Origin of the sequence: Nocardia sp. NPDC051990, from assembly GCF_040680755.1 — a bacterium.
In the GTDB taxonomy this organism is placed as follows: domain Bacteria; phylum Actinomycetota; class Actinomycetes; order Mycobacteriales; family Mycobacteriaceae; genus Nocardia.
The window spans coordinates 16,472-40,182 of sequence record NZ_JBFAXH010000026.1; the positions used below are offsets into that span (position 1 = coordinate 16,472).

A 23,711-nucleotide genomic window follows, 5' to 3' on the forward strand; every position below is an offset into this window, starting at 1 on the left:
ATGGCAAAGCAGATCGAGTTCGACGAGAACGCTCGTCGTGCTCTCGAGCGCGGTGTCGACAAGCTCGCCGATGCGGTGAAGGTCACCCTCGGGCCGCGTGGTCGCCACGTCGTGCTCGCGAAGGCATTCGGCGGCCCGACGGTGACCAACGACGGTGTCACCATCGCGCGTGACATCGACCTCGAGGATCCGTTCGAGAACCTCGGCGCGCAGCTGGTCAAGAGCGTTGCGACCAAGACCAACGATGTCGCGGGTGACGGCACCACCACCGCCACCGTGCTGGCCCAGGCGCTGGTCCGCGCGGGCCTGAAAAACGTTGCCGCGGGCGCGAATCCGATCGCGGTCGGTTCGGGCATCGCCAAGGCCGCCGACGCGGTCTCCGAGGCGCTGCTCGCGCTGGCCACCCCGGTCTCCGGTGAGCAGGCCATCGCGCAGGTCGCCACCGTCTCCTCGCGTGACGAGGAGATCGGCGAGATGGTCGGCAAGGCGCTGACCACCGTCGGCAAGGACGGCGTCGTCACCGTCGAGGAGTCCTCGACGCTGCAGACCGAACTTGTCGTCACCGAGGGCGTGCAGTTCGACAAGGGTTACCTCTCGCCCTACTTCGTTACCGATGCCGACAGCCAGCAGGCCATCCTCGAGGATGCCTACATCCTGCTGAACCGGGAGAAGATCAGCTCGCTGCCCGATCTGCTCCCGCTGCTGGAGAAGATCGCCGAATCCGGCAAGCCGGTGCTGATCATCGCCGAGGACGTCGAGGGTGAGGCGCTGTCCACTCTGGTGGTCAACTCGATCCGCAAGACCCTCAAGGCCGTTGCGGTAAAGGCCCCGTTCTTCGGTGACCGGCGCAAGGCGTTTCTCGATGATCTCGCCGTCGTCACCGCGGGCACCGTGGTCAACCCGGATCTGGGCATCGCGCTGCGCGAGGCGGGCATCGAGGTGCTCGGCAAGGCGCGTCGCGTGGTCGTCACCAAGGACGACACCACGATCATCGACGGCGCCGGCACCGCCGAGGACATCGCGACCCGCGGCGCGCAGCTGCGGCGCGAGATCGAGGCCACCGATTCCGATTGGGATCGGGAGAAGCTCGAGGAGCGCTTGGCCAAGCTGGCTGGTGGCGTCGCAGTGATCAAGGTCGGCGCGGCCACCGAGACCGCGCTCAAGGAGCGCAAGTACCGGGTCGAGGACGCGGTGAGTGCGGCCAAGGCCGCCGTCGACGAGGGCATCGTGCCCGGCGGTGGCACCGCGCTGGTGCACGCCGCCGCCAAGCTCGTCGAACTGCGTGACTCGCTCTCCGGCGATGAGGCCATCGGCGTCGATGCGGTGCGTACCGCACTGCGTGCGCCGCTGTACTGGATCGCCACCAATGCGGGTGTGGACGGTTCCGTGGTGGTCAGCAAGGTCGCCGATGGCAAGGAGGGCTTCAATGCCGCCACCCTCGCCTATGGTGATCTGCTCACCGACGGTGTCGTGGACCCGGTGAAGGTGACCCGTTCCGCGGTCGTGAACGCGGCGTCGGTGGCCCGGATGATCCTCACCACCGAGAGCGCCGTGGTCGACAAGCCTGCCGAAGAGGAGCACGACCACAGCCACCACGGTCACGCGCACTGAGCGTAGGCCGCACGGCAAAGGCCCCCGGGATCGCACTTCGTCCCGGGGGCCTTCGTTTGTGAACAATATGAACGCAATGGCCGGAAAACAAGTCGAAAAATATCAATCGCGGCTCCCCGGCCGCCCCCAACCCTGTGCCGATCGGTAGGTGTCGCCGAGAGTTTCGTTGCGGCCCGGCGGACTGTCTCTAGCCGAGTACCCGACGAGTTACCCTGTGCCAGCGAAATCAGTGTCGTGGGCAGTGGTGCCGTAGATCGGCCGTCTGGGCAGAAACTTACGAGGCGACGGGTGGCTGCTCAGCGGCGATGGCGGCGAGCAATCTGGCACGCAGGGCGGCGGGCGGCTGGGCCGCCATCGCCTCCGCGAGCGCGGCGAGGACTTCCTTCGTCTGCTTGACTTCGGTCATGAATTCCGCGCGTAGTGCAGGGTCCTCGCCGTCGAGCACTTCCTGTACCGCAGTGTGTTCTTCGTCGTCGATCGATCCGAGCGCGACGGCGTGCGCGAGATCGATCCGAGCTTCGTTCATCTCACGTCACCCCCAAACTTTTCTTCAGTCGTGTCAATCCGTCCCGTATACGGGACTTAACGGTCGGTAGCCCCACGCCGAGGAAGTCGGCGACTTCCGCGTAGGTTCGCCCGCCGTAGTAGGCGAGCGAGATGGCTTCCCGCTGGGTCTGTGTCAATGTCCCTAGACCCTGCTGGACGGCCTGTTGCTCGAACCTGCGCTCTACCTCCTCGGTGACCTCATCGAATTCATTACCGAGAACCCTTATCCCGTAAGCGACTTCGCGCAGGGTGTGGGCCTGTTCGGTGCGAACCCGGTCGACGGCCCGCCGATGTGCGAGGGTCATCAACCATGTCACCGCGGATCCTTTGGCCGCGTCGAAACTGGATGCGGTCCGCCAGATCTGGAGATACACCTCCTGGGTGGTCTCCTCCGCGTAGCCGGGGTCGTGCAGGACGCGTAGCACCAGACCGAATACGCGCGCGCACGTTCGGTCGTATAGCTCGGCGAATGCCTCCTGGTCGGACCGGCCGCAACGTTCGAGAAGTGCGGCGAGTTCGATACTTTCGGCGGCGCGTGCCGTTACCGCAGATTCCACCCCGTTCGAAGCGACGGTAGGTGGGATGGCTTCTCTTCGGAACGAGTCGCCCTCTGCGGCCGGCGGCCGCGTTGTCACAACGCTCCATTCTGTGTCATCAGTCACTACCGTAGCGGACTGCTATGGGACCCTGTGTGGTGGGGTGTCAGTGAACCGTGTGCGGACTAGCAACTATCCGGTAAACCTCGACGCGCCAGGCGGTTCTGGCGAGGACACGCCGTGACGCGCCGATGGATTTTGCGAAACGCCGGATGTGCAATCGACTTCGGCTTGTGGCCGTCGCCGCGTGTTTGCTAGGCATTCGGCGCGCCGCGCCACCTGGATGGGAAGAAGTTGGTTTCAAACGGCCATGCGACGTCGGCTGCGCCGGGCGTGCATCTCGCGCTCGGTTTCCGACATGCCGCCCCAGATGCCATAGGGCTCGCTGACTTTGAGCGCGTGGCTGCGGCACTGCATGAGCACCGGGCAGGCCCGGCAGATCTCCTTGGCGCGCATCTCGCGCGCGGTACGGGCGCGGCCGCGTTCACCGTCCGGGTGGAAAAACACCGCGGAATCCTGGCCTCGGCAGGATCCCCGCATCTGCCAGTCCCAGACGTCCGCGTTCGGTCCGGGGAGGTGGGTCGGCATGGGCATTGGTGAACTCCTCGTGGTGCGAGCTCGTCAGTGTTGTCGAGCAGTTGTTCTGCAACAGTTGTGGCCACGGCGCTGGGTCGGCGGCGTGCCATGGGCTCGCCTATTGCGGTCGCTGCAATTTCGCGCGGCACCGACCGTGGCGATGAGCTACGTTAGGTCCAGCCGCGAAATGCCGTCAATAGTTCGACGCGGCAGTTTCCTAAATCTTAAGCTGCGAAATTTAACCTCGAAGCTGTTTACTTTTTCGGACCCGTCCGGTAAATATGATCGGTTGACCGGAGTCCGGTATGTCTTCGCATGGCGTCAGTATTCCGCATTCCCGCAGGTGGGAACGGGTCGATGCTTGCCGCCCCGTGTGGTAGCGAGTACGCGGCGACATGGGCCCTGTCACATCATCGATGGGCGGGTTCGATGTCCGGTCGATCGGAGATGGCAGAAACGGGACGCTGAGGTTAATGGCGCGAAACGCATGTGAATTCCGGTCACACACGCTATGTGATTGCCGGTAGTACTTTTACCTGATGGAAACCTGGCGACGGCGATGAAATCGCTCAATATTAGCCGGAAGTACTCGACAGACGGTTTCTCGCGGCGCGGGCGCCCGCACCGCTCGGGATAGAGTTCGCCCGTGCTCGTGCCTGCTTCCCCTATATATATCGAGTCGGCCATGCTTGCCGACGCGGCTTTCGGTGCCTGCCCCGGCCGTGCCGCTACTGAGTTGCCAGCCGCCGCGAACCCGCTCGATTCCTGGTATCGGGCGGTGATTCTCGGTGGTCAGGGCTGCTATGCCGCGGCGCGGGAAGAGTTGCGGGTATTGCGCGCGCGAACCACCGATCCAGCGTTGCTGTCGCTGGCCGCGAGTACCGAAGGCTCGTTTCTGCGTCAGCTCGGCTGGCATGCCCGTGCTGCCGGATACGACGGTCGCGCGGCCGCATTGATCCTGCCGACGGCGGGTGCGGTCGGGCCCGATCGGGTGGACGCGATCTGTGATGCGCTGACCGGTCTCGCGGCCGACGCCCTCGGTACCGGCCGCCTGGCGCTCGCAACCCGTCTGCTCCGACGCAGTCATGACGCGATGACCCAGGCGGACTCCCCGCACGGTTGGCGAACGCTGATCCGCTGGCATTGGGTCTGCGCGGAGACCGCACTCGCTTCCGGTGCCGCCGACACCGCCGCCCCCCATGCCGCGACGGCCCTCGCGCTGGCCGAGGACGGCCCCTCGGTCCGGCACCGGGTCAAATCCCGGCTCTTGGTGGCCGCGACCGCCGCGGCGGCCGGTGATATCGACAACGCGCGCACACTCGCCGAAGATGTCGCCGAGCAGTGTCGCGAGCACGGATTGCTCCCATTGCGTTGGGCCAGTTCGATGTTGCGCGCCGGGGTGTCCGTCGGCGCGGGCGCCAGCGCGGCCGCGGCCGATGCGCAGGGATGTGCGGAGGCCATCGGCCGTCGTGGCGGGCGCTTTCGTCCCATGAGTGATTCCCGAGTCTGATCAACAGACCACCGTGTTGCCCGTATCCACGGGCTGTATCGCTATTGTTAGATCCGTTCCGCCCCTTCGGCGGAAGCACTGGTCATCTCCGCCGGTGCCACTTGTAACGCCAGGAAATTCTCTGACGATGACGAACACGGGCGAAGAGTTGGACCTCGCCGTCGCTGCCGCTGCGCAGGGCGACAGATCCGCTTTAGCCCAGGTACTCGAAATGGTCCGCCCGTTGGTGGTGCGCTATTGCCGCGCGCGGATCGGCGCCGCGGAGCGTGGACAGCTCTCTGCGGACGACGTTGCGCAGGAGGTATGTCTGGCCGTGATGACAGCTCTGCCCCGGTATCAGGACCAGGGCAGGCCCTTCATGGCCTTCGTATACGGAATCGCTTCGCACAAGGTTGCCGACGCTCATCGCAACGCCGCCCGTAACAAGGCGGAGGCAATGGCCGAAGTACCAGATGTCATATCCACCGACCAGGGGCCGGAACAGCGCGCTCTGGAATCCGAAACGAGCAGGCAGATGAATAGCCTGCTCGCGACGCTTCCGGAGAAGCATCGCGAGATTCTGATCATGCGTTTGGTCATGGGTTTGTCAGCAGAAGAAACCGCAGTCGCCGTGGGCAGTACGGCGGGCGCGGTACGCGTCGCCCAACACCGGGCGCTCGCGAAACTGAAGTCACAAGTGGCGAGGGCAGGTGAAATGTATGGCTAGGGATGGCGAGCGCGGTCGGGGCGACTGGAAGGCGCGACGTGGATCGCGAAATAGCGGTCCCTACGCCGGGAGTGGTGACACTGGTCCGGTGGACATCGCGGCGGTGCGCAAAGACGATGCGCTGATTGATGCCATCGCTAGTAACGGACCGGTGCAGACCGACAGCGCGGAAGAGTTTCAGCTCGCGGCGCTGCTGGCGGATTGGCGAGCGGAGCTGATTTCTCCGCCGCTGCCTGCTGAACCGAACCTCGATGAGATCGTTGCCGCGGTCAATCAGGAGATCGGTGCCCGGCAGGTCCGCGTCGGTGCACAGTCCGGTCGGCGACTACGGCTTGTCAGTCCGATTCTCGGGACAGCTGCCGCGCTGGCTCTGGTCATCGGTGGTCTGTCGGCGTTCTCCTATGGCGCCGCTCCGGGTGATCCGCTCTGGCGGGTCAAGGAAGTCGTGTTCAGCGAACAGGCGCAGTCGACCGTGGTGCAGCGTGCCGACAGCGATCTGGCCACCGCGAAAGTGGCACTCGCTCAGGACAATCCGGCGCAGGCCAGAGAAAAGCTGGAGGGCGCCAAGGCGAATGCCGAGCTGATCGACGATCCGGTCAAGCGGGACAAGCGAATCAACGAACTCAATGCCTTGATCGCGGAGTTGAACAAGGTCGCTCCGGAGATCGGGAAGTCGCTTGCGCCGAGCACGGCACCAACGACATCCAATCCGGCGGCAACCGATGGCAGCAACCCGCCGACCACCACGCCGGGCGGTACTGGTTCTACCTCCGTAATGGTGCCGCCGGTCGATACGACGGCACCGACGACGGAACCGAATACACCGGGTAAGTCGACATCGCCGACAACCCAGCCGCCGGTGACCACTCCGGAACAGCCGACCCAGCCCAGTCATACAAACCAGGGTCCGCCGAGCACCGTGGTGGGAACCCGTCCCACGGGGGTCGTGCCGAGCGAGGACAGCGGCCCGCCCGCGCAACCCCCGACCCATCAGCAGCCGCCGACCTTCGTGATTCCCACCGTTTTGCCGTCTTTGCCAGGGTTGCCCGGATCGAGCCCGGCCCCTTAATCGGAGTCGATACTCCGACAGCGCTTTGGTTCATCGAAGCGCTCGATGCAGCAGAAGCGCTGTGGCGGATACAGATCCGCCACATCAGCGCGTGTCGTGAGTGCGTGGACATCCGAATCATCGTGCATGAACCGATCGCCGACCGGCGGTCGGCTTTTGTCTGTCAGCTATTTCACATCACGTCCGCGAGTCAGCGCACTGTGCGGGCGCGCGATGTCAGCTGTCGAACCCATCGAATCCGTCGCCGTGGAATGCCTCGTTCATCGAGGCGTCTGCGTATCCCCGGCAGTAATCCCAGGTGACATACGCTTCCGGCATCGGGTCGTAGGCGGGCTCATGCGGGCGCACTGTGCCGTCGACCAGCAGTTGAAGCAGGTTGGCGCGCAGCATATCCCAGTCGTGGTAGTGGTCCTGTCTGCAGTCTTCGCAGCTGACCACGAGTCCTCGGATGCCACGGTGCGCTAGTAGTGCCTCGTAAACCGCAAGGTCGGCGAGATCCTCCTCGACCGCAAGGCGCTCGTGGGGATCCAGCGGTTCACCGGGCTCGATGGCATCGAGCGCGGCGGACGGGTCGGAGGGGTCTCCGGCGAACGGATCCGGCGGCAAGCCAGGTGGTAGATGGTCACGCACACCCCCACGGTACGCAGAACAGGGTGCTCTTCGCCAGCTATGCGGCGCGCAAGTTTCGGCGGTGGGCTCGGTTTCGCGACTGGGCGCGGCGAGCGAACCATGGACACAGCGCGTATCGCGCACAGCGGAGTTGAGCGTTAGCGAGGCGCTGTCGGGCGCGAGTTTGCGGGACAGATACCATGGGTGACAGGCCCCGGCCAGTATCCGACTGCGCTGGCGGAGCCACCACCGTCCATCCCATCAGCTTCCACGACGCCGGTCCTCCCGGCGTTCGTTGCTTTCGACGTCCAGGAGGGGTCGATCCGAATGAGTAATCCCGTATCGGGCGAACGAATCGCGGTCCGCCCTCCTACGGGTGGTGACGATCCGAACAAGATCGCCATGCTCGGCCTCACGTTCGACGATGTGCTGCTGCTACCGGCCGCTTCGGATCTCATCCCGAGCTCGGTGGAAACCTCCAGCCAGTTGACCCGCGAGATCCGGTTGCGCACCCCGCTCTGCAGTTCCGCGATGGACACCGTGACCGAGGCGCGCATGGCCATCTCCATGGCGCGCGCGGGCGGTATGGGCGTACTGCACCGCAATCTCGCCGCCGCCGATCAGGCCGCGCAGGTCGAGACGGTCAAGCGGTCCGAGGCGGGCATGGTCACCGATCCAGTGACCTGTCGCCCCACCGACACCCTCGCCGAGGTCGACGCGATGTGCGGTCGCTTCCGCATTTCCGGCCTGCCGGTGGTGGATGAGACCGGCGCACTTGTGGGCATTATCACCAACCGCGATATGCGCTTCGAGGTGGATCAGAACCGGCGGGTCGCCGATGTGATGACCAAGGCGCCGTTGATCACCGCCCAGGAGGGCGTCACCGCCGAGGCCGCGCTCGGTCTGCTGCGCCGCCACAAGATCGAAAAGCTGCCGATCGTCGACGGTAACGGCCGCCTGCGCGGACTCATCACCGTCAAGGACTTCGTCAAGACCGATCAATACCCGAACGCCACCAAGGACCGCGACGGCCGCCTGCTCGTCGGCGCCGCGATCGGTGTCGGCGAGGACTCCTGGTCGCGCGCGATGACCTTGGCCGACGCCGGGGTAGATGTGCTCGTCGTCGATACCGCACACGGCCATCAGGCCGGGGTGCTGCAGATGGTTACCAAGGTCAAGGCCGAAGTCGGCGACCGCATCCAGATCGTCGGCGGCAATGTGGCCACCAGAGCCGGTGCGGCCGCGCTGGTCGAGGCGGGCGCGGATGCGGTGAAGGTCGGTGTCGGTCCCGGCTCCATCTGCACCACCCGCGTGGTCGCCGGTGTCGGCGCGCCCCAGATCACCGCGATCCTCGAGGCTGTCGCCGCGTGCAAGCCGCACGGCGTTCCGGTGATCGCCGACGGTGGCATCCAGTTCTCCGGTGATATCGCCAAGGCCATCGCGGCAGGGGCGTCCACCGTGATGCTCGGCTCGCTGCTGGCCGGTACCGCCGAGTCGCCGGGTGAGCTGATCCTGGTGGGCGGCAAGCAGTTCAAGAGCTACCGCGGCATGGGGTCGCTCGGTGCCATGCAGGGCCGCGGCCAGGCCAAGTCCTACTCCAAGGATCGCTACTTCCAGGACGATGTGCTCGCCGAGGACAAACTGGTGCCCGAGGGCATCGAAGGCCGGGTGCCGTTCCGCGGGCCGGTCAACCAGGTGATCCATCAGCTCGTCGGCGGGCTGCGGGCGGCCATGGGCTACACCGGGTCGCAGTCTATCGCGCATCTGCAGGAGGCACAGTTCGTGCAGATCACCGCCGCGGGGCTCAAGGAGAGCCACCCGCACGACATCACGATGACCGTCGAGGCCCCCAACTACACTGGTCGCGGCTAGTCCGGTTGACGTTGGTGCACGGGACCGTCCGGTCCGTGCATGATTGAGCTTATTCGCAGGTCGTCGCGATCCACAGCGGCGACGGTTGCGCGAAGCGAGTGGTCAGGGATCACGAGTCCCGATGGCCAGTCCCGGCTCTGTCGACCACGACGGGGCGAGTGTTACGAGCGAGGAGTTTGCGGCCCATCTCGCGTCCACGCGAAGGCGCGGCTATCGACTCAGCCGAGTCGTCGAAGCGCATGCGACGAAAGTCGCGAGTCTCGACGGCTGGACGCGAGACACCAGGGAGCCGCGAACACGCCGCGCCGAAGGCGCGGCAATTAGACAAGGAGAACAAGCGTGCGCGACATGGTCGAGATCGGTATGGGTCGGACCGCCCGGCGTACCTATGAACTGGACGATGTCGATATCGTCCCGTCGCGGCGGACTCGTTCGTCGAAGCAGGTATCGCTGGCGTGGCAGTTGGACGCCTACCGATTCGAGATCCCGTTCCTGGCGCACCCCACCGATGCGCTGGTCTCGCCGGAGTTCGCCATCGAACTCGGCAGGCTTGGCGGCTTGGGCGTCATCAATGGTGAGGGGCTGTGGGCTCGGCACGCCGACGTCGCCGCGAAGATCGACCAGTTGCTCGAACTCGTCGCGAAGAGCGGCTATGAGCGCGCCGTCGGGCTGCTACAGGAACTGCATGCCGCGCCGATGCAGCCGGATCTGCTGGCGGCCGCGGTCGCGCAGGTGCGGGCCGCTGGTGTGACGGTGGCGGTGCGGGTGAGCCCGCAGAACGCGCGCGCGCTGACCCCGGCGCTGGTGCAGGCCGGTATCGACCTGCTCGTGGTGCACGGCACCATCATCTCTGCCGAACATGTCGGTGACGGTGAGCCGTTGAACCTCAAGACCTTCATTGCCGAACTGGATGTGCCGGTGGTGGCCGGTGGCGTGAGCGATCACAAGACCGCACTGCATCTGATGCGCACCGGCGCCGCGGGCGTCATCGTCGGCTACGGCTCCTATCCGGGCGCGACGACCACCGGCGAGGTGCTCGGCATGGGGGTGCCGATGGCCACCGCCATCGCCGATGCCGCCGCCGCGCGTCGCGATTACCTGGACGAGACCGGCGGACGCTATGTCCATGTGATCGCCGACGGTGATATCGCCACCTCGGGTCAGTTGGCCAAGGCCATCGCCTGCGGCGCCGATGCCGCCATGCTCGGGGTCCCGTTGGGACTGGCCGCCGAGGCACCGGGTCGCGGCTGGTACTGGCCGTCCTCGGCCGCGCACCCATCGGTACCGCGCGGTTCGCTGCTGCATGTGGAGGATCCGTGGGATCTGGGCGGCGAACTGTCCGGTGATATCGGCGAGACGGTGCGCCCGAACTTGGAGCGGGTGCTGTACGGCCCCTCTGACGACCCGTTCGGCTCGCTGAATCTCGTTGGCGGCCTGCGTCGCTCGATGGCCAAGGCGGGCTACTCCGACCTCAAGGAATTCCAGCGGGTCGGCCTCAGCGTTCGCGCGTGATTCAGCCGGGCGTCGGGCCGTGCGCCTCGGTGCTGATCAAGATCAGCGCGGAAACCCGCTCGGTGCGATGAGTGCGGTGAAGCGCTTGCGCGGTGCCGCCAAATACGGCGCGTTCGGTGCCGAGCTGATCGAGCACGGTGCGGGCGTCGCGCGCGGCGGTCCGCCAGGTGAACGGCAGCCCTCGTCCCTGGTGCGGTCGCGTCCGCGCCCTTCCCAGGACACGATCCGGAATTCCGGTGCGAGCGCGGACATCCAGGATGCGAACGTCGTTCGGTCCACGAAGAACTCGTGCGCTAGCAAAACCACCGGACCGTCGCCGCCACTGTCCTCGTAGTGGATATCGGCGTCTATCGCGGGCGAAGGTCACCGCATGAGGTAATCAGCGGTGTGCGGGCGCGCGGGACGATTTCTGCCGCTGACATCTGCGCCTCGCTAGCGCTCGGCTTCGATGCCGGCGATGGCTGCTGTGCCGATGGTTCGCTCGCTTCGCTGCCTGCCGACTCCGCCTCGCTGGCGCTCGGCTGCGCCGTCAGGGAGAACCCTGCTGTACCGATGGTTCGCTCGCTTCGCTGCCTCACTAAACTGTTCGAGTGGCAGAAACTCAGAGACCGGTCCTCGTCGTCGACTTCGGCGCACAATACGCCCAGCTGATCGCCCGGCGGGTCCGTGAATCGAGTGTGTATTCGGAGGTGGTCCCGCATACCGCCACGGTGGACGAGATTGCCGAGAAGCAGCCACTCGCGGTGATTCTGTCCGGCGGACCGTCCAGCGTGTACGCCGAGGGTGCGCCGCGGCTGGACCCGCGGCTGTTCGATCTCGGTATTCCGGTCTTCGGCATCTGCTACGGCTTCCAGGCTATGGCGCAGGCGCTCGGCGGCACCGTCGCGCATACCGGCACCCGTGAATACGGCCGCACCGAGCTCAGTGCCGATGGCGGTCTGCTGCACGGCGGTCTGCCCACCAAACAGCCGGTGTGGATGAGTCACGGCGATGCGGTCACCGACGCGCCCGAGGGCTTCGAGGTCACCGGAACGAGCGCGGGCGCACCGGTCGCCGCATTCGAGGATCGGGCCCGCAAGCTGGCCGGGGTGCAGTACCACCCGGAGGTGCTGCATTCGCCGCACGGTCAGCAGGTGCTCAGCCGCTTCCTGCACGATCTCGCCGAGATTCCCGCCACCTGGACCCCGGCCAATATCGCCGAATCGCTGATCACGTCGGTGCGTGAGCAGATCGGCGAGGGCCATGCGATCTGCGCGCTGTCGGGTGGTGTGGACAGCGCGGTCGCCGCGGCGCTGGTGCAGCGCGCCATCGGTGACCGGCTGACCTGTGTGTTCGTCGACCACGGCCTGTTGCGGGCGGGGGAGCGCGAGCAGGTGCAGCAGGACTTCGTCGCCGCGACCGGCGCCAAGCTGGTGACCGTCGACGCGGTGGACAAATTCCTCGGTGAGCTGAAGGGCGTCACCGATCCGGAGCAGAAGCGCAAGATCATCGGCCGGGAGTTCATCCGGTCGTTCGAGGATGCGGTCTCCGAGGTCGTCGTCGAGCAGAGCGGTGGCGCCGCCTCCGAAGTCGAGTTCCTGGTGCAGGGCACGCTCTACCCGGACGTCGTCGAATCCGGTGGCGGCAGCGGTACCGCGAATATCAAGAGCCACCACAATGTCGGCGGTCTGCCCGAGGATCTGGAGTTCGAACTCGTCGAACCGCTGCGGCTGCTGTTCAAGGACGAGGTGCGCGCGGTCGGCCGCGAACTCGGGCTGCCCGAGGAAATTATTGCCCGCCAGCCGTTCCCGGGGCCCGGCCTGGCCATCCGCATTGTCGGCGAGGTCACCGCGGACCGCCTGGACACGCTGCGGCAGGCCGATGCCATCGCCCGCGAGGAGTTGACCGCCGCCGGACTGGACCGCCAGATCTGGCAGTGCCCGGTGGTGCTGCTCGCGGATGTGCGCAGCGTCGGCGTGCAGGGCGACGGCCGCACCTACGGTCACCCGATCGTGCTGCGCCCGGTCTCCAGCGAGGACGCCATGACCGCGGACTGGACCCGGCTGCCCTACGACGTGCTCGAGCGCATTTCCACCCGCATCACCAATGAGGTGGCCGAGGTCAACCGGGTTGTCCTCGATGTGACGAGCAAGCCGCCGGGCACCATCGAATGGGAGTGACCCCGCAATCGGGCCTGGTTTGCCGGATTTCGGGAGTACCGTCGGCCGGATAGTCCAGTTACCAGGGGGTCCGGATGACAGCGAAGAAGCCGCTCTGCACCGTCAACGCGGTCGTCGAGGCACCGTGTGGGGTGGTGGCCGCGCTGCTCACCACGGTGAGTGCCGGTCCGGTCGGTCCGCACAACGGCTTCTTCCTCGCTCACGGGACCGATCCGGACCTGCGGCTGCGCGGTGGCCCGAACGAATTCTGGGCTGCGATCGCCGGGAATCTCAATGGGATTCGGGTCGAGGTGGATCGAGCACAGGCGATGCTCGCGGTCGAGGGGAAGTGGTGGTTTCGCGCCGAATGTCGAGTGTTGCCGCATCCGAAGGGGGCTCGGATGACCCAGCAGGTGTTCAATATCGCGACCAGTGCGCGGTGGATGGTGCCGATGGTCGCGCGGGGTGTCGAGGGCAAGCAGCGGGGGAGTATGCAGCGACTACTCGACCGGATCAGTGGACATTTGGGTTGCCCGGCCTATTTGGAGTAGTGGGTTCGGGGAGTACCTTTCGGGGTCGGTAGCGGCCGTCAGCGTGCCCGGCGTCCGGCCCAGGATGAGTTGCCCGAGCAACAAGCCGCCACCGAGGTAGCTCCGGCTCGGTGTCAGCGGCATGAAACGGCCGATCGGGATTCCCGTATGACCGCTCGGTTCGTCGTGGCTGTCGAACTGTTTCATGGGCATTGGCGTTCTATTCCTCCGGAAAGAAAAATGGCCCGTCTGCGGGACGGGCCATTCGGGTGATCAGCCGGGTCTGCGCGGGGATATGACCAGCAGGATGCCGACCACGATGGCGGCGATCACGACGACCCAGCCGATCGAGGCCACCCCGGTGGCGGTCATGGTGGCCGGGCCGATGAAGGCCCAGATGCTCACGCCGAGGGCGAGCAACCCAACGATCAGCAGGGAGACGGACGGTCTCCGCTTGGTGGCGTTGTCTTCGGTGGGGTCAGCCACGGCGCACCTCCGCATTGCCGGTCCGGACATTGACTTTCAGATCGAGCATCGGCGCGCCGTCGGCATGCGGGCCGGTAGTGCCGGTGGGGCAGTTGACCTCTCCCATATTGACCGAGCAATCGGTGTGCACCGCCATCCCCTCGGGCAATAGGATCTTGGCCTCGCCGACCCGGACCGCGACCTCGACGGTTCGGTTTTCGGTCAGCTTCAGGGACCGCAGATCCAATGTGCCTGTCCCCATGGTCAATTCGTACTTCGGGGCCAGGTCGGTCATCGAGGTCGGCGCCCAGGTGCGATCGCCGACGGTGGCGCTGTCGAATTCGATCGGGCCGATCATCGAGGCCAGCACCACGAATCCGGCGAGCGGTGCGGTCAGCACCAGCAGGCCGTAGCCACGACGGAGGAATGCGCCGATCACCAGACCCATGCCGATCACCGCCAGCGCCACCGCGCCGATGCGGCCGGGTGTCATCCACTCGTTGCCAGAGGCGGCCAGCGCACCCGCACCGGCGGCGGCCAGAATGGCCAGACCGAGCACCACCGGGGTGAGCCGGGAGCGGGGACGCTTCGGCGGAGGTGCGACGATGGTGCGGGTCGGGGTGGGTTCGGGGAGATCCCAGGCGAGCGGGGCGACGCCGAGCGGATCCCAGGAGGGTGGGGTCGGGCCGGCGGGGCGTGCGGGTGTCGCCGCCGTCGTGCGGGATGGGGGAGTGCCTGTGGCGGGTGCGGATTCAGTTCGTGACGAGCTGCCGCCGGTTGTCGGATCGGTGTCGCTTGCGCCGGATGGCGGTATGGTGCCGCCATCTGTCGCCGCGGACGTTGGGGCTCCGCCGAAGAGTCCGCCGGTCGCGTGCGGCGATTCGGCAGCGATGGGTCCCGGCGTTGCCTCATTGTCTGGCGCTGTGGTCTCGACGGGAAGTGCCCTGGTTCCCGCGGTGCCCTTGTCGAGCAGGACGGTGTCGGCGTCTTCCTTACGCGGCAGGACCGTGTCGGCAGCATCGGCTGGCGTCGCGCCCGCGTCGATTGGCGTGCCGCCTGTTTCGATCAGTTCGGTTTCGGTGCCGCCCTTTTCGGCGTTTTGCACAGGGGCCGTGTCCAGATCTGCCTGTTGCGCCGAGGCATTCGTAACCGGTGTCTCCGGTGCGGGAGCGTCCGGAACATATGCGTCCGGCAACTTCGTGTACGGCGTGTACACGCTGGTCTCCGACGCGTAGAAATCGCCCGGCATCGTGCGCGGTGGGAATACCGCTCCGGGATAGCCGGTCACGGTGAGACCGCCGGCGGAGGCGCCGGGCGAACTCGTGCCGAGCGGTGGCCGCGGGTTTCGCATATGCAGCATCCACCAACCAGCCAGCATCAGCGCCATGCTGATCAGGCCCGAGCCGCCCAGTCCGACGCCGATCGGTCCGGTGGTGCTGACCGCGATAGCGAGTGCCACGATCAAAACGATGGTCTTGGTGTGCGACTGCGAGCTGTGCCCCTTGCCGAACAGCGACTCCGCCGCCGAGGACTGATCGCCCGCCTCGCTGAACAGCAGCCAGGCGAGCAGGTACAGCACAATGCCCGCCCCGCCGAAGATCGTCGACACCACGAGCGCGACCCGCACGAGCACCGGATCGATCCCGTAGCGCTGTCCGAATCCGGCCGCGACGCCCGCGATCGGACCTTGCCGCGGCAACCGGACGGGCCGCGTCTGCCACATCTGGTGTATTTGATCGCCGAAGCTCGTTTTTGTCATGTTTCCCATGGTGGGGTTGACCAGCACTGCGGCGCATCGGGGGGAACCCTGAAACTATGGCTGATCCTTTTGGACCAATCGGTCTCTTGATCAGTCGTCGCACGGGGACTGTAGGAGAGTTGGGACAGGTAGCGCTGCCAGAGTTCGGGAGTCATGCGGGTGGCGGTGGCATGACAGATGCGCTCGATCGCATGCTGCTCACCAGCGCGGCGTCGGAACGAATGATCGCGATCGGAGTGGCGGATAAGAACGAGGGGTCAGTGCGACGCTTTTGTCCGAACCGGTCGCTCGGGCCAGCCGTTACGGCTGACGGTCCGGTTGTGGGCGGACGGTGAGGATCTGTTGGGCGTAGCCGATGGGTCCGCGGGTGTCGTGCAGAACTGTGGAGGTGAGGCCCTGGCCGGTTCGGCCGAAGATGACACTCGTGTCGAGGCCGGTCCATCGGCCCTCGGGTTGGCGATAGAGGTGGATGGTCAGATCCAGGTTGGGAAACATCCATTTGGTCGGCTCCTGCCGGACCGCGATGCCGTTCGCGGTGTCGACGAGGGCGACGTACGACGCGAGGGCGCTGGCTTGTTCACCGGCAACCAGGTCCAGGTGGGTGGTGATCCACGCGGTGGTGCGTCCAGGCTGTGGTATGCCGACCGCGCGGGTGTCGAGGGAAGTGATGTAGCCGCCGGGCCACATCGAGGCGAGTGGCCATGACGGCACCGATTCGGGCTCGGAGAACCGGTCGGGTTCGCCGCCCGCGACGTTATCGGTGTCGTGCGCGTCGAGGAACCATGCGCGCGCGGAAACCGCATCGCGGCCCGCGATGGTGACCGTGGCTTGGACGAGCTCGATGGTACGACCGGGCCGGACGGTCTCCACGTGGATATCGAACTCCTCGAACGCGATTCGGCCGAGGATGTCGAAGCTGATGCGGCTCAGCACCAGGGCGGGGCGTTGTTCGTATGCCCGTACCCGTTCGATCTCGTGGACGATCAGCCCGCCGAGCGGACTGAAATGCTGCTCGTCGGTGGCCCATGCTCCGCTCGCGTGGCCGGTCGGGACGAAGCGGTGCGCGCCGACGCGTTCGAAGTAGCTGGACTCAGGTCCGGTCGTATCCATCACGAATATCAACCTATGGGTCGAATTTCAGTCTATCTAGTCGGAAGTTAATCTTTGTGGTTGATTTCACGGGGCTTCGCAAGCTGGTCGGGCTATCGACCGCTGAGTCCATCCACGCGGTTCACGGTGGATTTTTCGACGGAATGTCCCGGATATGATCGGGCGATGACTTCGACTGTGGACGAGGCAGCCGCGCCCGCCGGGCGCGCGGCCCGCCGTCGCGATCGTCGCAAGGCGGAGATGATCGCGGCCGCGCTGCAGATCCTGTCGAGCAGCGGATATCAGGGTATGCGTTTCGAAGACGTGGCCGAGCGCACCGATATCGCGAAAGCCACGCTGTACCACTACTTTCCGAGTAAGGATGCGCTGGTCGCGGCGGCATTGGAGAAGCTCACCACCGACGTGCTGACCCGCCTCGGCGAAGCCCTCGACACCGCGGCCGACCGGTCCGCGACCGATCAACTGCGTACGCTCGTCACCGAGCAGCTACACGTGCTGACAGTGCGGTACCCCGAAGTAGGCAAGCTTTTCTCGTTCCCCGCGCCTTGGCCGGACGAGCACACCGAGGCCATCAAGACAATGCGCCGCCGCCACGACCAGATCTTCCGCGATGTCATCGACCGCGGCATCGCCGCCGGCGAGTTCGATTGCCCGGACCCGTCGATCGCCTTGCACTGCCTGCACGGCATCCTCAACCACGCCTCCATCTGGCTGCGTCCGGACGCCGATCCGGGCAATCGAACTCGCGACGCCGTCGTCGACGCGGCACTGCGGCTGTTCCTTCGAGCCTGATCGCTTCCTGCGCGGCGGGCGCGTAGGTGACAACTACGACCGTCGTCACAAATCGGTGAAGATCAGGGTGATTCTCGGCCCCCTGCGGCGCGGGTCCCGGTGGTCAGCGGGACGTTTTCCGCCCCAGAGAAACGCATGGTGCGGGGCTGTGACCTGCCTAAGACCGGACCGGAGTCGGCGGCCTGCGCAAGATCACCACGTCTGAGAACGCCGTAGCGTTCTACGGATATCGGTCCTACTGGGAGGAACAAGTGTGTCACGCAGTAGATTCGTCGTCAGCGCTTGCGTTGCTGCGGTATTGGCAGGTACCGCCTTCGCCAGCACTCCAGCATCTGCGGATGTGCTCCCCAGCCTGACGGGCCCAGCGGTTCCCGCGATCGCCGACCTCAACGGTGACGGCTACACCGATGTCGTATTCAGCGATTTCGTGCTCGGATTCGGAGTGTCGGTTTTCTTGGGAAGGCCCGGCGGAGGCTTCCAGCCCGCCGTCCGCTACGCCACCGGCGGTCAGGCGGACTATGTCGCCATCGCGGACTTCGACCACGACGACAAACTCGATATGGCCGTCACCAACTTCACCACGAGCGACGTCTCCATCCTGATGGGCAACGGCGACGGCACCTTCGCCGAGGCCGTCAACTACGCGACGGACCTGGCCCCGGGGGCGGTGGTCGTCGGCGACTTCGACCACGACGGCAACCCTGACCTGGCCACCTCCAACCAGGCCCCGTCATGGTCGGTGCTCCGGGGCAAGGGCGATGGCACTTTCTTTCCGGCCTACACCGTCTCCAGCAACCTGGGCGTCGGCTCCGGCTCCGCCGACGTCGCAGACTTCGATGGGGATGGCAACCTCGACCTGCTGCGCGGCAACTACGTCAACAACACCATCCAGATCTACCGCGGCCGCGGTGACGGCACCTTCGACGCCCCGACCACGTTCGGCGACGGTGCCCTGACCGCCTGGTACGGCATGGCGCGCGACATCAACGCCGATGGCAAGCCCGACATCCTCTTCTCCAACCTTGTCGCAGGCACCGTATCCATGCTGCTCAACAATGGTGACGGCACCTTCGGCGCGCTCGCGACATATCAGACCGGCGGTCTGCTCCCGCAGTGTTTCGACCTCGCCGACCTCAACGGCGACGGCTTGCTCGACATGGTGGTTGCCAATGGCGGCACCTCCACGATCAGCGTGCTGCTCGGTACCGGCAACGGCACCTTCGGTCCGCCGCACACCTACCCCTCCGGCGGGCTCGTCCCCCTGTCCACCCCGATTCTCGCCGACTTCAACGGCGACGGAAAGATCGACACGGTCATCGGCAATACCGGCACGGGGAACATCACCCTGCGCTACGGCAACGGCGACGGCACCTTCGGGCCCGCTATCGATTACGCCGCCTGATCGACCGCTACGGGCTCCGGCGGGCCGGTGTCTTGTCACCGGTGAAGATCAGGGTGATTCCTTATGGTCGGGTGCCGGTGGGCCGTGCCAGTATCGAAGGCATGTACCCGTCCGTGCCCGTGTTCGATGCTGCTCGGGGGGCCGATCCACGGGGTTTCGGCGCCGCGCCCGGGTTTGCACCCGGCCCCGGCCGCCTCGGCGCCGCGCCGGTCCTCCCGCCCACCCCACCGTATCCGAGGATGGTGCGGCGTTCGGGTGGCCGGATCGTCGGCGGTGTGGCCGGCGGTGTCGCCGATCATCTCGGGCTCGATGTGTTCAAGGTGCGGATGGCATTCGTATTGCTGTCCGCGCTCGCGGGGGCCGGAATCGTCGCCTACGGGATGCTGTGGATCTTCACTCCTGGCGGCAACGATGCGGTGCAGCCCACCGGTAAGGAGCGCCGTCAGGCGATCGGGCTTGCCTTGCTCGGGCTCGGGCTCGCGGTCGGGGTGTCGTGGCTGTTCAGCGGTACCGCGGCGAAGGCGATCGTGCCGGTCGTCGTGGTGGCGGTGGGTGCGGCGCTGGTGTGGCGCGAATACGACACCGACGGCCCGCGGTCGCTGCTCGGACTGCCCGCGCGACCGTCGGTGGTGACCTGGTCGCGCATCGTCGCCGGGATCACGATGATCGTGCTCGGCCTCGGCGTGGTGGTGCTGGCCAGGATCGATCTGAGTTCGCTCGGCTCCGCGCTGCTCGCGGTGGCGGTGACGCTGGTCGGTGCCGGTCTGTTGACGGTGCCGCTGTGGCTGCGCATGATGAGTGCGCTGAATGCCGAGCGCGCGGCCCGCATTCGCAATGAGGAACGCGAAGAAATCGCGTCCCACCTGCATGATTCGGTGCTACAGACCTTGGCGCTCATTCAACGTCAGGCCGACGATCCGCAAGAGGTGGCCCGGCTGGCGCGCAGTCAGGAGCGGGAACTGCGGCGCTGGCTCTTCGAGGATTCCGGGCCCGCGCAGTCGAGTCTGGCCGCGGCGCTGCGCACGATCGCGGGCGAGGTCGAGGATCAGCACGGGGTGAAGGTGACACCGGTCACCGTCGGTGATGTGACGATGGACGGTGCCGACAGCGGATCCGGCCTGCCGAAGGAGCACTTCACCGCATTGCTCGGTGCGAGCCGGGAGGCGCTGGTGAATGCCGCCAAACATGCGGGCGTCCCGGAGATCGATCTGTTCGCCGAGGCGGAACCGCATCAGGTGAGCATCTTCGTGCGCGATCGCGGGGCCGGATTCGATATCACGGCGGTGCCGCAGGATCGGCGGGGTGTCGCGAAATCCATTCGCGCCAGAATCGAGCGGCGCGGCGGTCAGGTGGAGATTCTGTCCGGACCCGGTCGGGGCACCGAGGTGCGGATCATTATGCCGCGCACCGATTCCGGTGCCGATCGGGATCGGGCCGAGGCGGAACAGCCGGTCGGCGACGATCAGGTCGACGGAGTACGACAGACAGTCCGCAACGCCAACTGATCGCCGCCGACGGTGCGAAGCGGGGATGACGGACCGATGCGGTGGCGGTTGTGGTACCGATGAAGTGCGGACGGCCTGCGGGCGGTCCGTGCGTCAGGGTGGGTCGATCCACCGAGGGTGAGGAGAAGTAGGTGGCCGTGCGGGTCTTTCTCGTCGATGATCATGCCGTATTCCGCTCGGGTGTACGGGCCGAATTGAGCCGGGAGACCGATATGGAGGTCGTCGGAGAGGCCGGAGGGGTGGCCGAGGCGGTCGCCGGAATCAATGCCGCGCGTCCGGATGTCGTACTGCTCGATGTACATATGCCCGACGGTGGCGGGGTCGCGGTGCTGTCCGGGATCGATGCTGGTCCGGTGTGCCTGGCGTTGAGCGTCTCCGACGCCGCCGAGGATGTGATCGCGGTGATCCGTGCGGGTGCGCGCGGCTATGTGACCAAGACGATCTCGGGATCCGAACTGGCCGATGGCATTCGGCGGGTTGCCGGTGGTGATGCGGTATTCAGCCCACGGCTGGCCGGTTTCGTCCTCGACTCGTTCACCGGCAAATCACCGGTGCCGGAGCCGCCCCTGGATCCGGAACTGGATTCGCTCACCCCGCGCGAACTGGAGGTACTGCGGCTCCTCGCCCGCGGCTACACCTATCGTGAAATCGCGGAGAAGCTCTACATCTCGGTGAAAACCGTGGAAACACACGCCTCCAACGTGCTCCGCAAAACCCAGCAATCCAACCGCAACGCCCTGACCCGCTGGGCCCACCGCCGCCGCATCGACTGACCGTAAAGAGGCTGCGGTGCAGCAGGTTTCGCCGCAGGAGTTACATCATGGCGATGATGACGGCGATGATGATGATCAGACCGATCAGCAGGCCGATGGCGATTGCGAGCGGGGCATTGCTCGGTTCCTTCGGCTTCGGGCGCTGGGGTGTGGCGGCGGCTGGACCCGGCGGGGTGCTGCGGTGCGGGCGCGGCAGCGGAGTCGAATGCGGACTGCGCAGGCCTGATGCCGAATTGCGGGCGGCCCAGGCCGGAATGGTGCCGTCTTCGGTGCGTACCGGAGCGCCGAGGATGTACGGACCGGTGCCGGGTCCGAATGCGGCGGTGAGGATTTCGTCCCGCGCCTCGGCCATGGTCGGCCTGCGCTGTGGGGCCGGTTCCATCATGTGCAGCAGGGCGTTGGTGAGCATGCCACTGCGGCTCGGCGGGATGATCTGGGCCATGGCGGCGCGATAGACCACGGCATCGGTGTCGTCGTCCATGCCGAACGGTGGTTGTCCCTCGATCGCGGTGTAGAGCGTGGCGCCGAGGGAGAACACATCGCTGGCTGTGGTGGGCTGCGCGCCGCGCGCCACCTCCGGGGGCAGATAGGCGGGGGTGCCGGTGATCACACCGTCCGGTTCGTCGGAGCTGTCGGTCGCGCCGCGCGAGATGCCGAAGTCGCTGAGCTTGGCCATGCCGACGACGGGTCCGCGGTCGGCGACGAGGATATTGCCCGGTTTGATATCACGGTGCACGATGCCTGCGGCGTGTGCGGCCGCCAACGCATCGGCGACCTGTGCACCGATCTGCGCCACCTCGATCGGCGGCAGCGCATGCACCAGCGCCAATGCCCTTGCGACGCTGCGTGATGGCAGATGCTCCATCACCAGCCACGGCTCACCGGCCTCCAGCACCACGTCATAGACGGCGATGGCGTGCTCATGCGAGAGCTTGGCCGCGACCCGGCCCTCGTGCATGATCTGGTTGCGGATCGCATTGGCCTGCGCCTCCGGGAGTCCGGCGGTGGAGAGCACCTGTTTGATCGCGACATCCCGGTTGAGCAGGCGATCGTGTGCGAGCCATACCGCGCCCATACCGCCGCCGCCCAGCTTCGACTGCAGACGGTAGCGGCCGGCAACCAGGTAATCGGGGCCGACAATGGGACGAGCGCGTTCGGTCACGGGTGCAGGGTAGCGGAAAATGAGGCCAGCTGGCCTGATTCGGGGTCGACACCCTAGTGCGCCAATAGCCGATCCGGGTGTATGCCGTCCACCATGCCGATCGTCCTTGCGGGACCGGTACCGCGGGGGGGTGAGCTTTTGCGCCCCACGTTTGCCGGTGACCGACTGAAAGAAGTTGCGGTAAGCGGTATTCGGATCCGCCAACGCCTCTGCGGCATCACCGACGACACCTCGGTCGGCCACGCCTGTTGCGGGGTCATCTTCGACTCGGTCAGTGCTTTCGAGAGTGCGGGTCGGTTGAGGTACGAGCGCCCGGCGGTGTGGACATGCTGCCGCGCATAGAGCGTCGTTGAACACCACCCGGGCACACCCGAACGCCCGCTCCAGGGCTGACCACCTGGCCGGGTGTCTAGAGCCGGAAGTTGTACGGCAACTACACACAGCCGCGATAGCCATATCGAAGCTGATCAACTCCCCTAACGGCAAAGTTGCGAAGTGATCGCGGTCGGTGCGCGTACTTGACGGAAGTCCAGGGCGGGTTTCTACTGAGCGAGTATCGAACGTATATTCGATATCGATCGATAGCTGGATCGGTGCTGAACCCTTGATCGTGCGGGTTCGGGCCGCGCGCTTCGCCTCGGGTCCATCGTTGGAAGTAGGTGGTTGTGATGGGTTCGGATGAGGAATCAGGGGCGGGGAGACGGCGGGACAAGATGCCGCCGAGGGATAAACCGACACTGGATGAGCTGCGGCGACGGATGGCCGCGATACCCGGGCGCGGGGAAGTGGCGGCCGAGCGGATTCCGCGCGCGGCCGAATTGCGCAGGGAAGCGCTTGCGGTGCCGCCTGCCCTTGCGGAGTTATTGCCCGATGGCGGCCTGGTCAAGGGTTCGGTGGTGGCCTATTCGGGGGCGAGTTCGCTGCTGGCCGGGCTGCTCGCCGCGGTGACCGAGGGCGGTGGGCATGCCGCGGTGGTCGGGATGCCGCGGCTCGGGCTGCTCGCCGCGGTCGAAATGGGTGCGCAGTTGCAGCGCCTCGCCGTCGTCGCCGATCCCGGGCCGGATCCGGTGGAGGTGGCCGCGGTGTTGCTCGACGGCCTCGATCTGGTGGTGCTCGGCCTCGCCGGCGCCGCCGTCGCCCCGTCTCGCACCCGTGTCATCGCCGCCCGTGCGCGCAGTAAGGGAGCCACCCTGGTGGTCACCGACGCCCGCTGGCCTAATCCGTCCCTGCGCGTGGATACCCGCATCGCCGGGTACGGCGGCCTCGGCGCGGGCCGCGGTCGCCTCCGCTCGCTCAGTCTGGAGGTCGCGGTCCGTGGCAAGGCGGGCCCGCCCTGTCACGGCCGAATCGAACTGCGCCCCAGTGCGAGTCGAGTGGAGTGGGTGTCACTGGAAACGGTCGCCGCGGCCGATGAAGCGACCGTCGAGGCGCACGGTGCGGCGTCCTGAGTCGGTCCTCGGCGACCGCC

22 protein-coding genes are annotated in these 23,711 nt (G+C 66.3%); 13 read left to right on the forward strand and 9 right to left on the reverse strand.

Annotated features, from left to right (window positions below; translation table 11 throughout):
* Nucleotides 1-1,611: a chaperonin GroEL gene (groL, locus tag AB0L63_RS30270; protein ID WP_364507751.1), complete on the forward strand. Its 1,611-nt coding sequence runs from the start codon at nt 1-3 to the stop codon at nt 1,609-1,611.
* A gap of 274 nt (nt 1,612-1,885) precedes the next feature.
* On the opposite strand, the gene AB0L63_RS30275 is transcribed toward groL, so the two are convergent.
* From AB0L63_RS30275 to AB0L63_RS30285, 3 genes are all read right to left on the reverse strand, one after another.
* Nucleotides 1,886-2,137, reverse strand: a complete 252-nt coding sequence (locus AB0L63_RS30275; protein WP_364507754.1) for a hypothetical protein — start codon at nt 2,135-2,137, stop codon at nt 1,886-1,888.
* 1 nt (nt 2,138) lies between these two features.
* The gene (locus AB0L63_RS30280) at nt 2,139-2,714 is read right to left on the reverse strand and encodes a sigma-70 family RNA polymerase sigma factor (protein WP_364507897.1); all 576 of its coding nucleotides are present in this window, start codon (nt 2,712-2,714) and stop codon (nt 2,139-2,141) included.
* Nucleotides 2,715-3,053: 339 nt separating this feature from the next.
* A complete protein-coding gene (locus AB0L63_RS30285) occupies nt 3,054-3,347 on the reverse strand; it encodes a WhiB family transcriptional regulator (RefSeq protein ID WP_364507757.1) in 294 nt (97 codons plus the stop codon).
* 628 nt (nt 3,348-3,975) lie between these two features.
* Between AB0L63_RS30285 and AB0L63_RS30290 the strand changes: the two genes are divergently transcribed.
* From AB0L63_RS30290 to AB0L63_RS30300, 3 genes are all read left to right on the forward strand, one after another.
* Nucleotides 3,976-4,839: a hypothetical protein gene (locus AB0L63_RS30290; protein WP_364507760.1), complete on the forward strand. Its 864-nt coding sequence runs from the start codon at nt 3,976-3,978 to the stop codon at nt 4,837-4,839.
* A 127-nt stretch (nt 4,840-4,966) separates the two neighbouring features.
* Nucleotides 4,967-5,545, forward strand: a complete 579-nt coding sequence (locus AB0L63_RS30295) for a sigma-70 family RNA polymerase sigma factor (protein ID WP_364507763.1) — start codon at nt 4,967-4,969, stop codon at nt 5,543-5,545.
* An 88-nt stretch (nt 5,546-5,633) separates the two neighbouring features.
* The gene (locus AB0L63_RS30300) at nt 5,634-6,614 is read left to right on the forward strand and encodes an anti-sigma-D factor RsdA (protein WP_364507766.1); all 981 of its coding nucleotides are present in this window, start codon (nt 5,634-5,636) and stop codon (nt 6,612-6,614) included.
* 216 nt (nt 6,615-6,830) lie between these two features.
* Here the strand turns inward: AB0L63_RS30300 and AB0L63_RS30305 are convergent, their stop codons facing one another.
* On the reverse strand, nt 6,831-7,244 hold the full coding sequence (locus tag AB0L63_RS30305) for a DUF5319 domain-containing protein (protein ID WP_040686729.1): 414 nt from the start codon (nt 7,242-7,244) through the stop codon (nt 6,831-6,833).
* A gap of 306 nt (nt 7,245-7,550) precedes the next feature.
* Between AB0L63_RS30305 and guaB the strand changes: the two genes are divergently transcribed.
* Together guaB and AB0L63_RS30315 are read left to right on the forward strand one after the other, a co-directional pair.
* Nucleotides 7,551-9,095, forward strand: a complete 1,545-nt coding sequence (guaB, locus tag AB0L63_RS30310) for an IMP dehydrogenase (RefSeq protein WP_364507770.1) — start codon at nt 7,551-7,553, stop codon at nt 9,093-9,095.
* A gap of 339 nt (nt 9,096-9,434) precedes the next feature.
* Nucleotides 9,435-10,607, forward strand: coding sequence for a GuaB3 family IMP dehydrogenase-related protein (locus tag AB0L63_RS30315; protein ID WP_364507773.1), 1,173 nt, complete (start codon nt 9,435-9,437; stop codon nt 10,605-10,607).
* A 42-nt stretch (nt 10,608-10,649) separates the two neighbouring features.
* Here AB0L63_RS30315 and AB0L63_RS30320 read toward each other — a convergent pair whose 3' ends face one another.
* Nucleotides 10,650-10,886 (reverse strand): hypothetical protein, encoded by a 237-nt coding sequence (locus AB0L63_RS30320; protein WP_364507776.1) that lies wholly within the window; start codon nt 10,884-10,886, stop codon nt 10,650-10,652.
* 311 nt (nt 10,887-11,197) lie between these two features.
* Between AB0L63_RS30320 and guaA the strand changes: the two genes are divergently transcribed.
* Nucleotides 11,198-12,766: a glutamine-hydrolyzing GMP synthase gene (guaA, locus tag AB0L63_RS30325; RefSeq protein WP_364507779.1), complete on the forward strand. Its 1,569-nt coding sequence runs from the start codon at nt 11,198-11,200 to the stop codon at nt 12,764-12,766.
* Nucleotides 12,767-12,840: 74 nt separating this feature from the next.
* The gene (locus AB0L63_RS30330) at nt 12,841-13,296 is read left to right on the forward strand and encodes a hypothetical protein (protein WP_364507782.1); all 456 of its coding nucleotides are present in this window, start codon (nt 12,841-12,843) and stop codon (nt 13,294-13,296) included.
* 252 nt (nt 13,297-13,548) lie between these two features.
* On the opposite strand, the gene AB0L63_RS30335 is transcribed toward AB0L63_RS30330, so the two are convergent.
* The 3 genes from AB0L63_RS30335 to AB0L63_RS30345 form a co-directional block, all read right to left on the reverse strand.
* On the reverse strand, nt 13,549-13,761 hold the full coding sequence (locus AB0L63_RS30335) for a hypothetical protein (protein ID WP_364507785.1): 213 nt from the start codon (nt 13,759-13,761) through the stop codon (nt 13,549-13,551).
* Nucleotides 13,754-15,508, reverse strand: coding sequence for a PspC domain-containing protein (locus AB0L63_RS30340; protein WP_364507900.1), 1,755 nt, complete (start codon nt 15,506-15,508; stop codon nt 13,754-13,756). The genes AB0L63_RS30335 and AB0L63_RS30340 overlap by 8 nt, the downstream gene beginning before the upstream one ends.
* A gap of 291 nt (nt 15,509-15,799) precedes the next feature.
* The gene (locus AB0L63_RS30345) at nt 15,800-16,609 is read right to left on the reverse strand and encodes a thioesterase family protein (RefSeq protein ID WP_364507903.1); all 810 of its coding nucleotides are present in this window, start codon (nt 16,607-16,609) and stop codon (nt 15,800-15,802) included.
* 165 nt (nt 16,610-16,774) lie between these two features.
* Between AB0L63_RS30345 and AB0L63_RS30350 the strand changes: the two genes are divergently transcribed.
* The 4 genes from AB0L63_RS30350 (at nt 16,775) to AB0L63_RS30365 (ending at nt 21,081) form a co-directional block, all read left to right on the forward strand.
* Nucleotides 16,775-17,401, forward strand: a complete 627-nt coding sequence (locus AB0L63_RS30350) for a TetR/AcrR family transcriptional regulator (protein ID WP_364507788.1) — start codon at nt 16,775-16,777, stop codon at nt 17,399-17,401.
* 253 nt (nt 17,402-17,654) lie between these two features.
* Nucleotides 17,655-18,803, forward strand: a complete 1,149-nt coding sequence (locus tag AB0L63_RS30355; protein WP_364507791.1) for a VCBS repeat-containing protein — start codon at nt 17,655-17,657, stop codon at nt 18,801-18,803.
* A gap of 239 nt (nt 18,804-19,042) precedes the next feature.
* Nucleotides 19,043-20,308 carry a PspC domain-containing protein gene (locus tag AB0L63_RS30360; protein WP_364507794.1) on the forward strand — a complete coding sequence of 422 codons (1,266 nt, stop codon included), beginning with the start codon at nt 19,043-19,045 and terminating at the stop codon, nt 20,306-20,308.
* A gap of 137 nt (nt 20,309-20,445) precedes the next feature.
* Nucleotides 20,446-21,081 carry a response regulator transcription factor gene (locus tag AB0L63_RS30365; protein ID WP_364507906.1) on the forward strand — a complete coding sequence of 212 codons (636 nt, stop codon included), beginning with the start codon at nt 20,446-20,448 and terminating at the stop codon, nt 21,079-21,081.
* A 40-nt stretch (nt 21,082-21,121) separates the two neighbouring features.
* Here the strand turns inward: AB0L63_RS30365 and AB0L63_RS30370 are convergent, their stop codons facing one another.
* On the reverse strand, nt 21,122-22,243 hold the full coding sequence (locus AB0L63_RS30370) for a serine/threonine-protein kinase (RefSeq protein ID WP_364507797.1): 1,122 nt from the start codon (nt 22,241-22,243) through the stop codon (nt 21,122-21,124).
* 713 nt (nt 22,244-22,956) lie between these two features.
* On the opposite strand from AB0L63_RS30370, the gene AB0L63_RS30375 reads away from it, so the two are divergent.
* Entirely contained in the window at nt 22,957-23,691 is a 735-nt protein-coding gene (locus AB0L63_RS30375; RefSeq protein WP_364507909.1) for a hypothetical protein, read from the forward strand.
* The last annotated feature ends 20 nt before the right edge of the window (nt 23,692-23,711 follow it).

Bases quoted from the DNA above. Each gene is read 5' to 3' on its own strand.
- groL (WP_364507751.1), top strand. From the start codon at position 1: ATGGCAAAGCAGATCGAGTTCGACGAGAACGCTCGTCGTGCTCTCGAG.
- AB0L63_RS30275 (WP_364507754.1), bottom strand. From the start codon at position 2,137: ATGAACGAAGCTCGGATCGATCTCGCGCACGCCGTCGCGCTCGGATCG.
- AB0L63_RS30285 (WP_364507757.1), bottom strand. From the start codon at position 3,347: ATGCCCATGCCGACCCACCTCCCCGGACCGAACGCGGACGTCTGGGAC.
- AB0L63_RS30295 (WP_364507763.1), top strand. From the start codon at position 4,967: ATGACGAACACGGGCGAAGAGTTGGACCTCGCCGTCGCTGCCGCTGCG.
- guaB (WP_364507770.1), top strand. From the start codon at position 7,551: ATGAGTAATCCCGTATCGGGCGAACGAATCGCGGTCCGCCCTCCTACG.
- AB0L63_RS30330 (WP_364507782.1), top strand. From the start codon at position 12,841: ATGACAGCGAAGAAGCCGCTCTGCACCGTCAACGCGGTCGTCGAGGCA.
- AB0L63_RS30340 (WP_364507900.1), bottom strand. From the start codon at position 15,508: ATGGGAAACATGACAAAAACGAGCTTCGGCGATCAAATACACCAGATG.
- AB0L63_RS30345 (WP_364507903.1), bottom strand. From the start codon at position 16,609: ATGGATACGACCGGACCTGAGTCCAGCTACTTCGAACGCGTCGGCGCG.
- AB0L63_RS30350 (WP_364507788.1), top strand. From the start codon at position 16,775: ATGACTTCGACTGTGGACGAGGCAGCCGCGCCCGCCGGGCGCGCGGCC.
- AB0L63_RS30360 (WP_364507794.1), top strand. From the start codon at position 19,043: ATGGTGCGGCGTTCGGGTGGCCGGATCGTCGGCGGTGTGGCCGGCGGT.
- AB0L63_RS30375 (WP_364507909.1), top strand. From the start codon at position 22,957: ATGCCGCCGAGGGATAAACCGACACTGGATGAGCTGCGGCGACGGATG.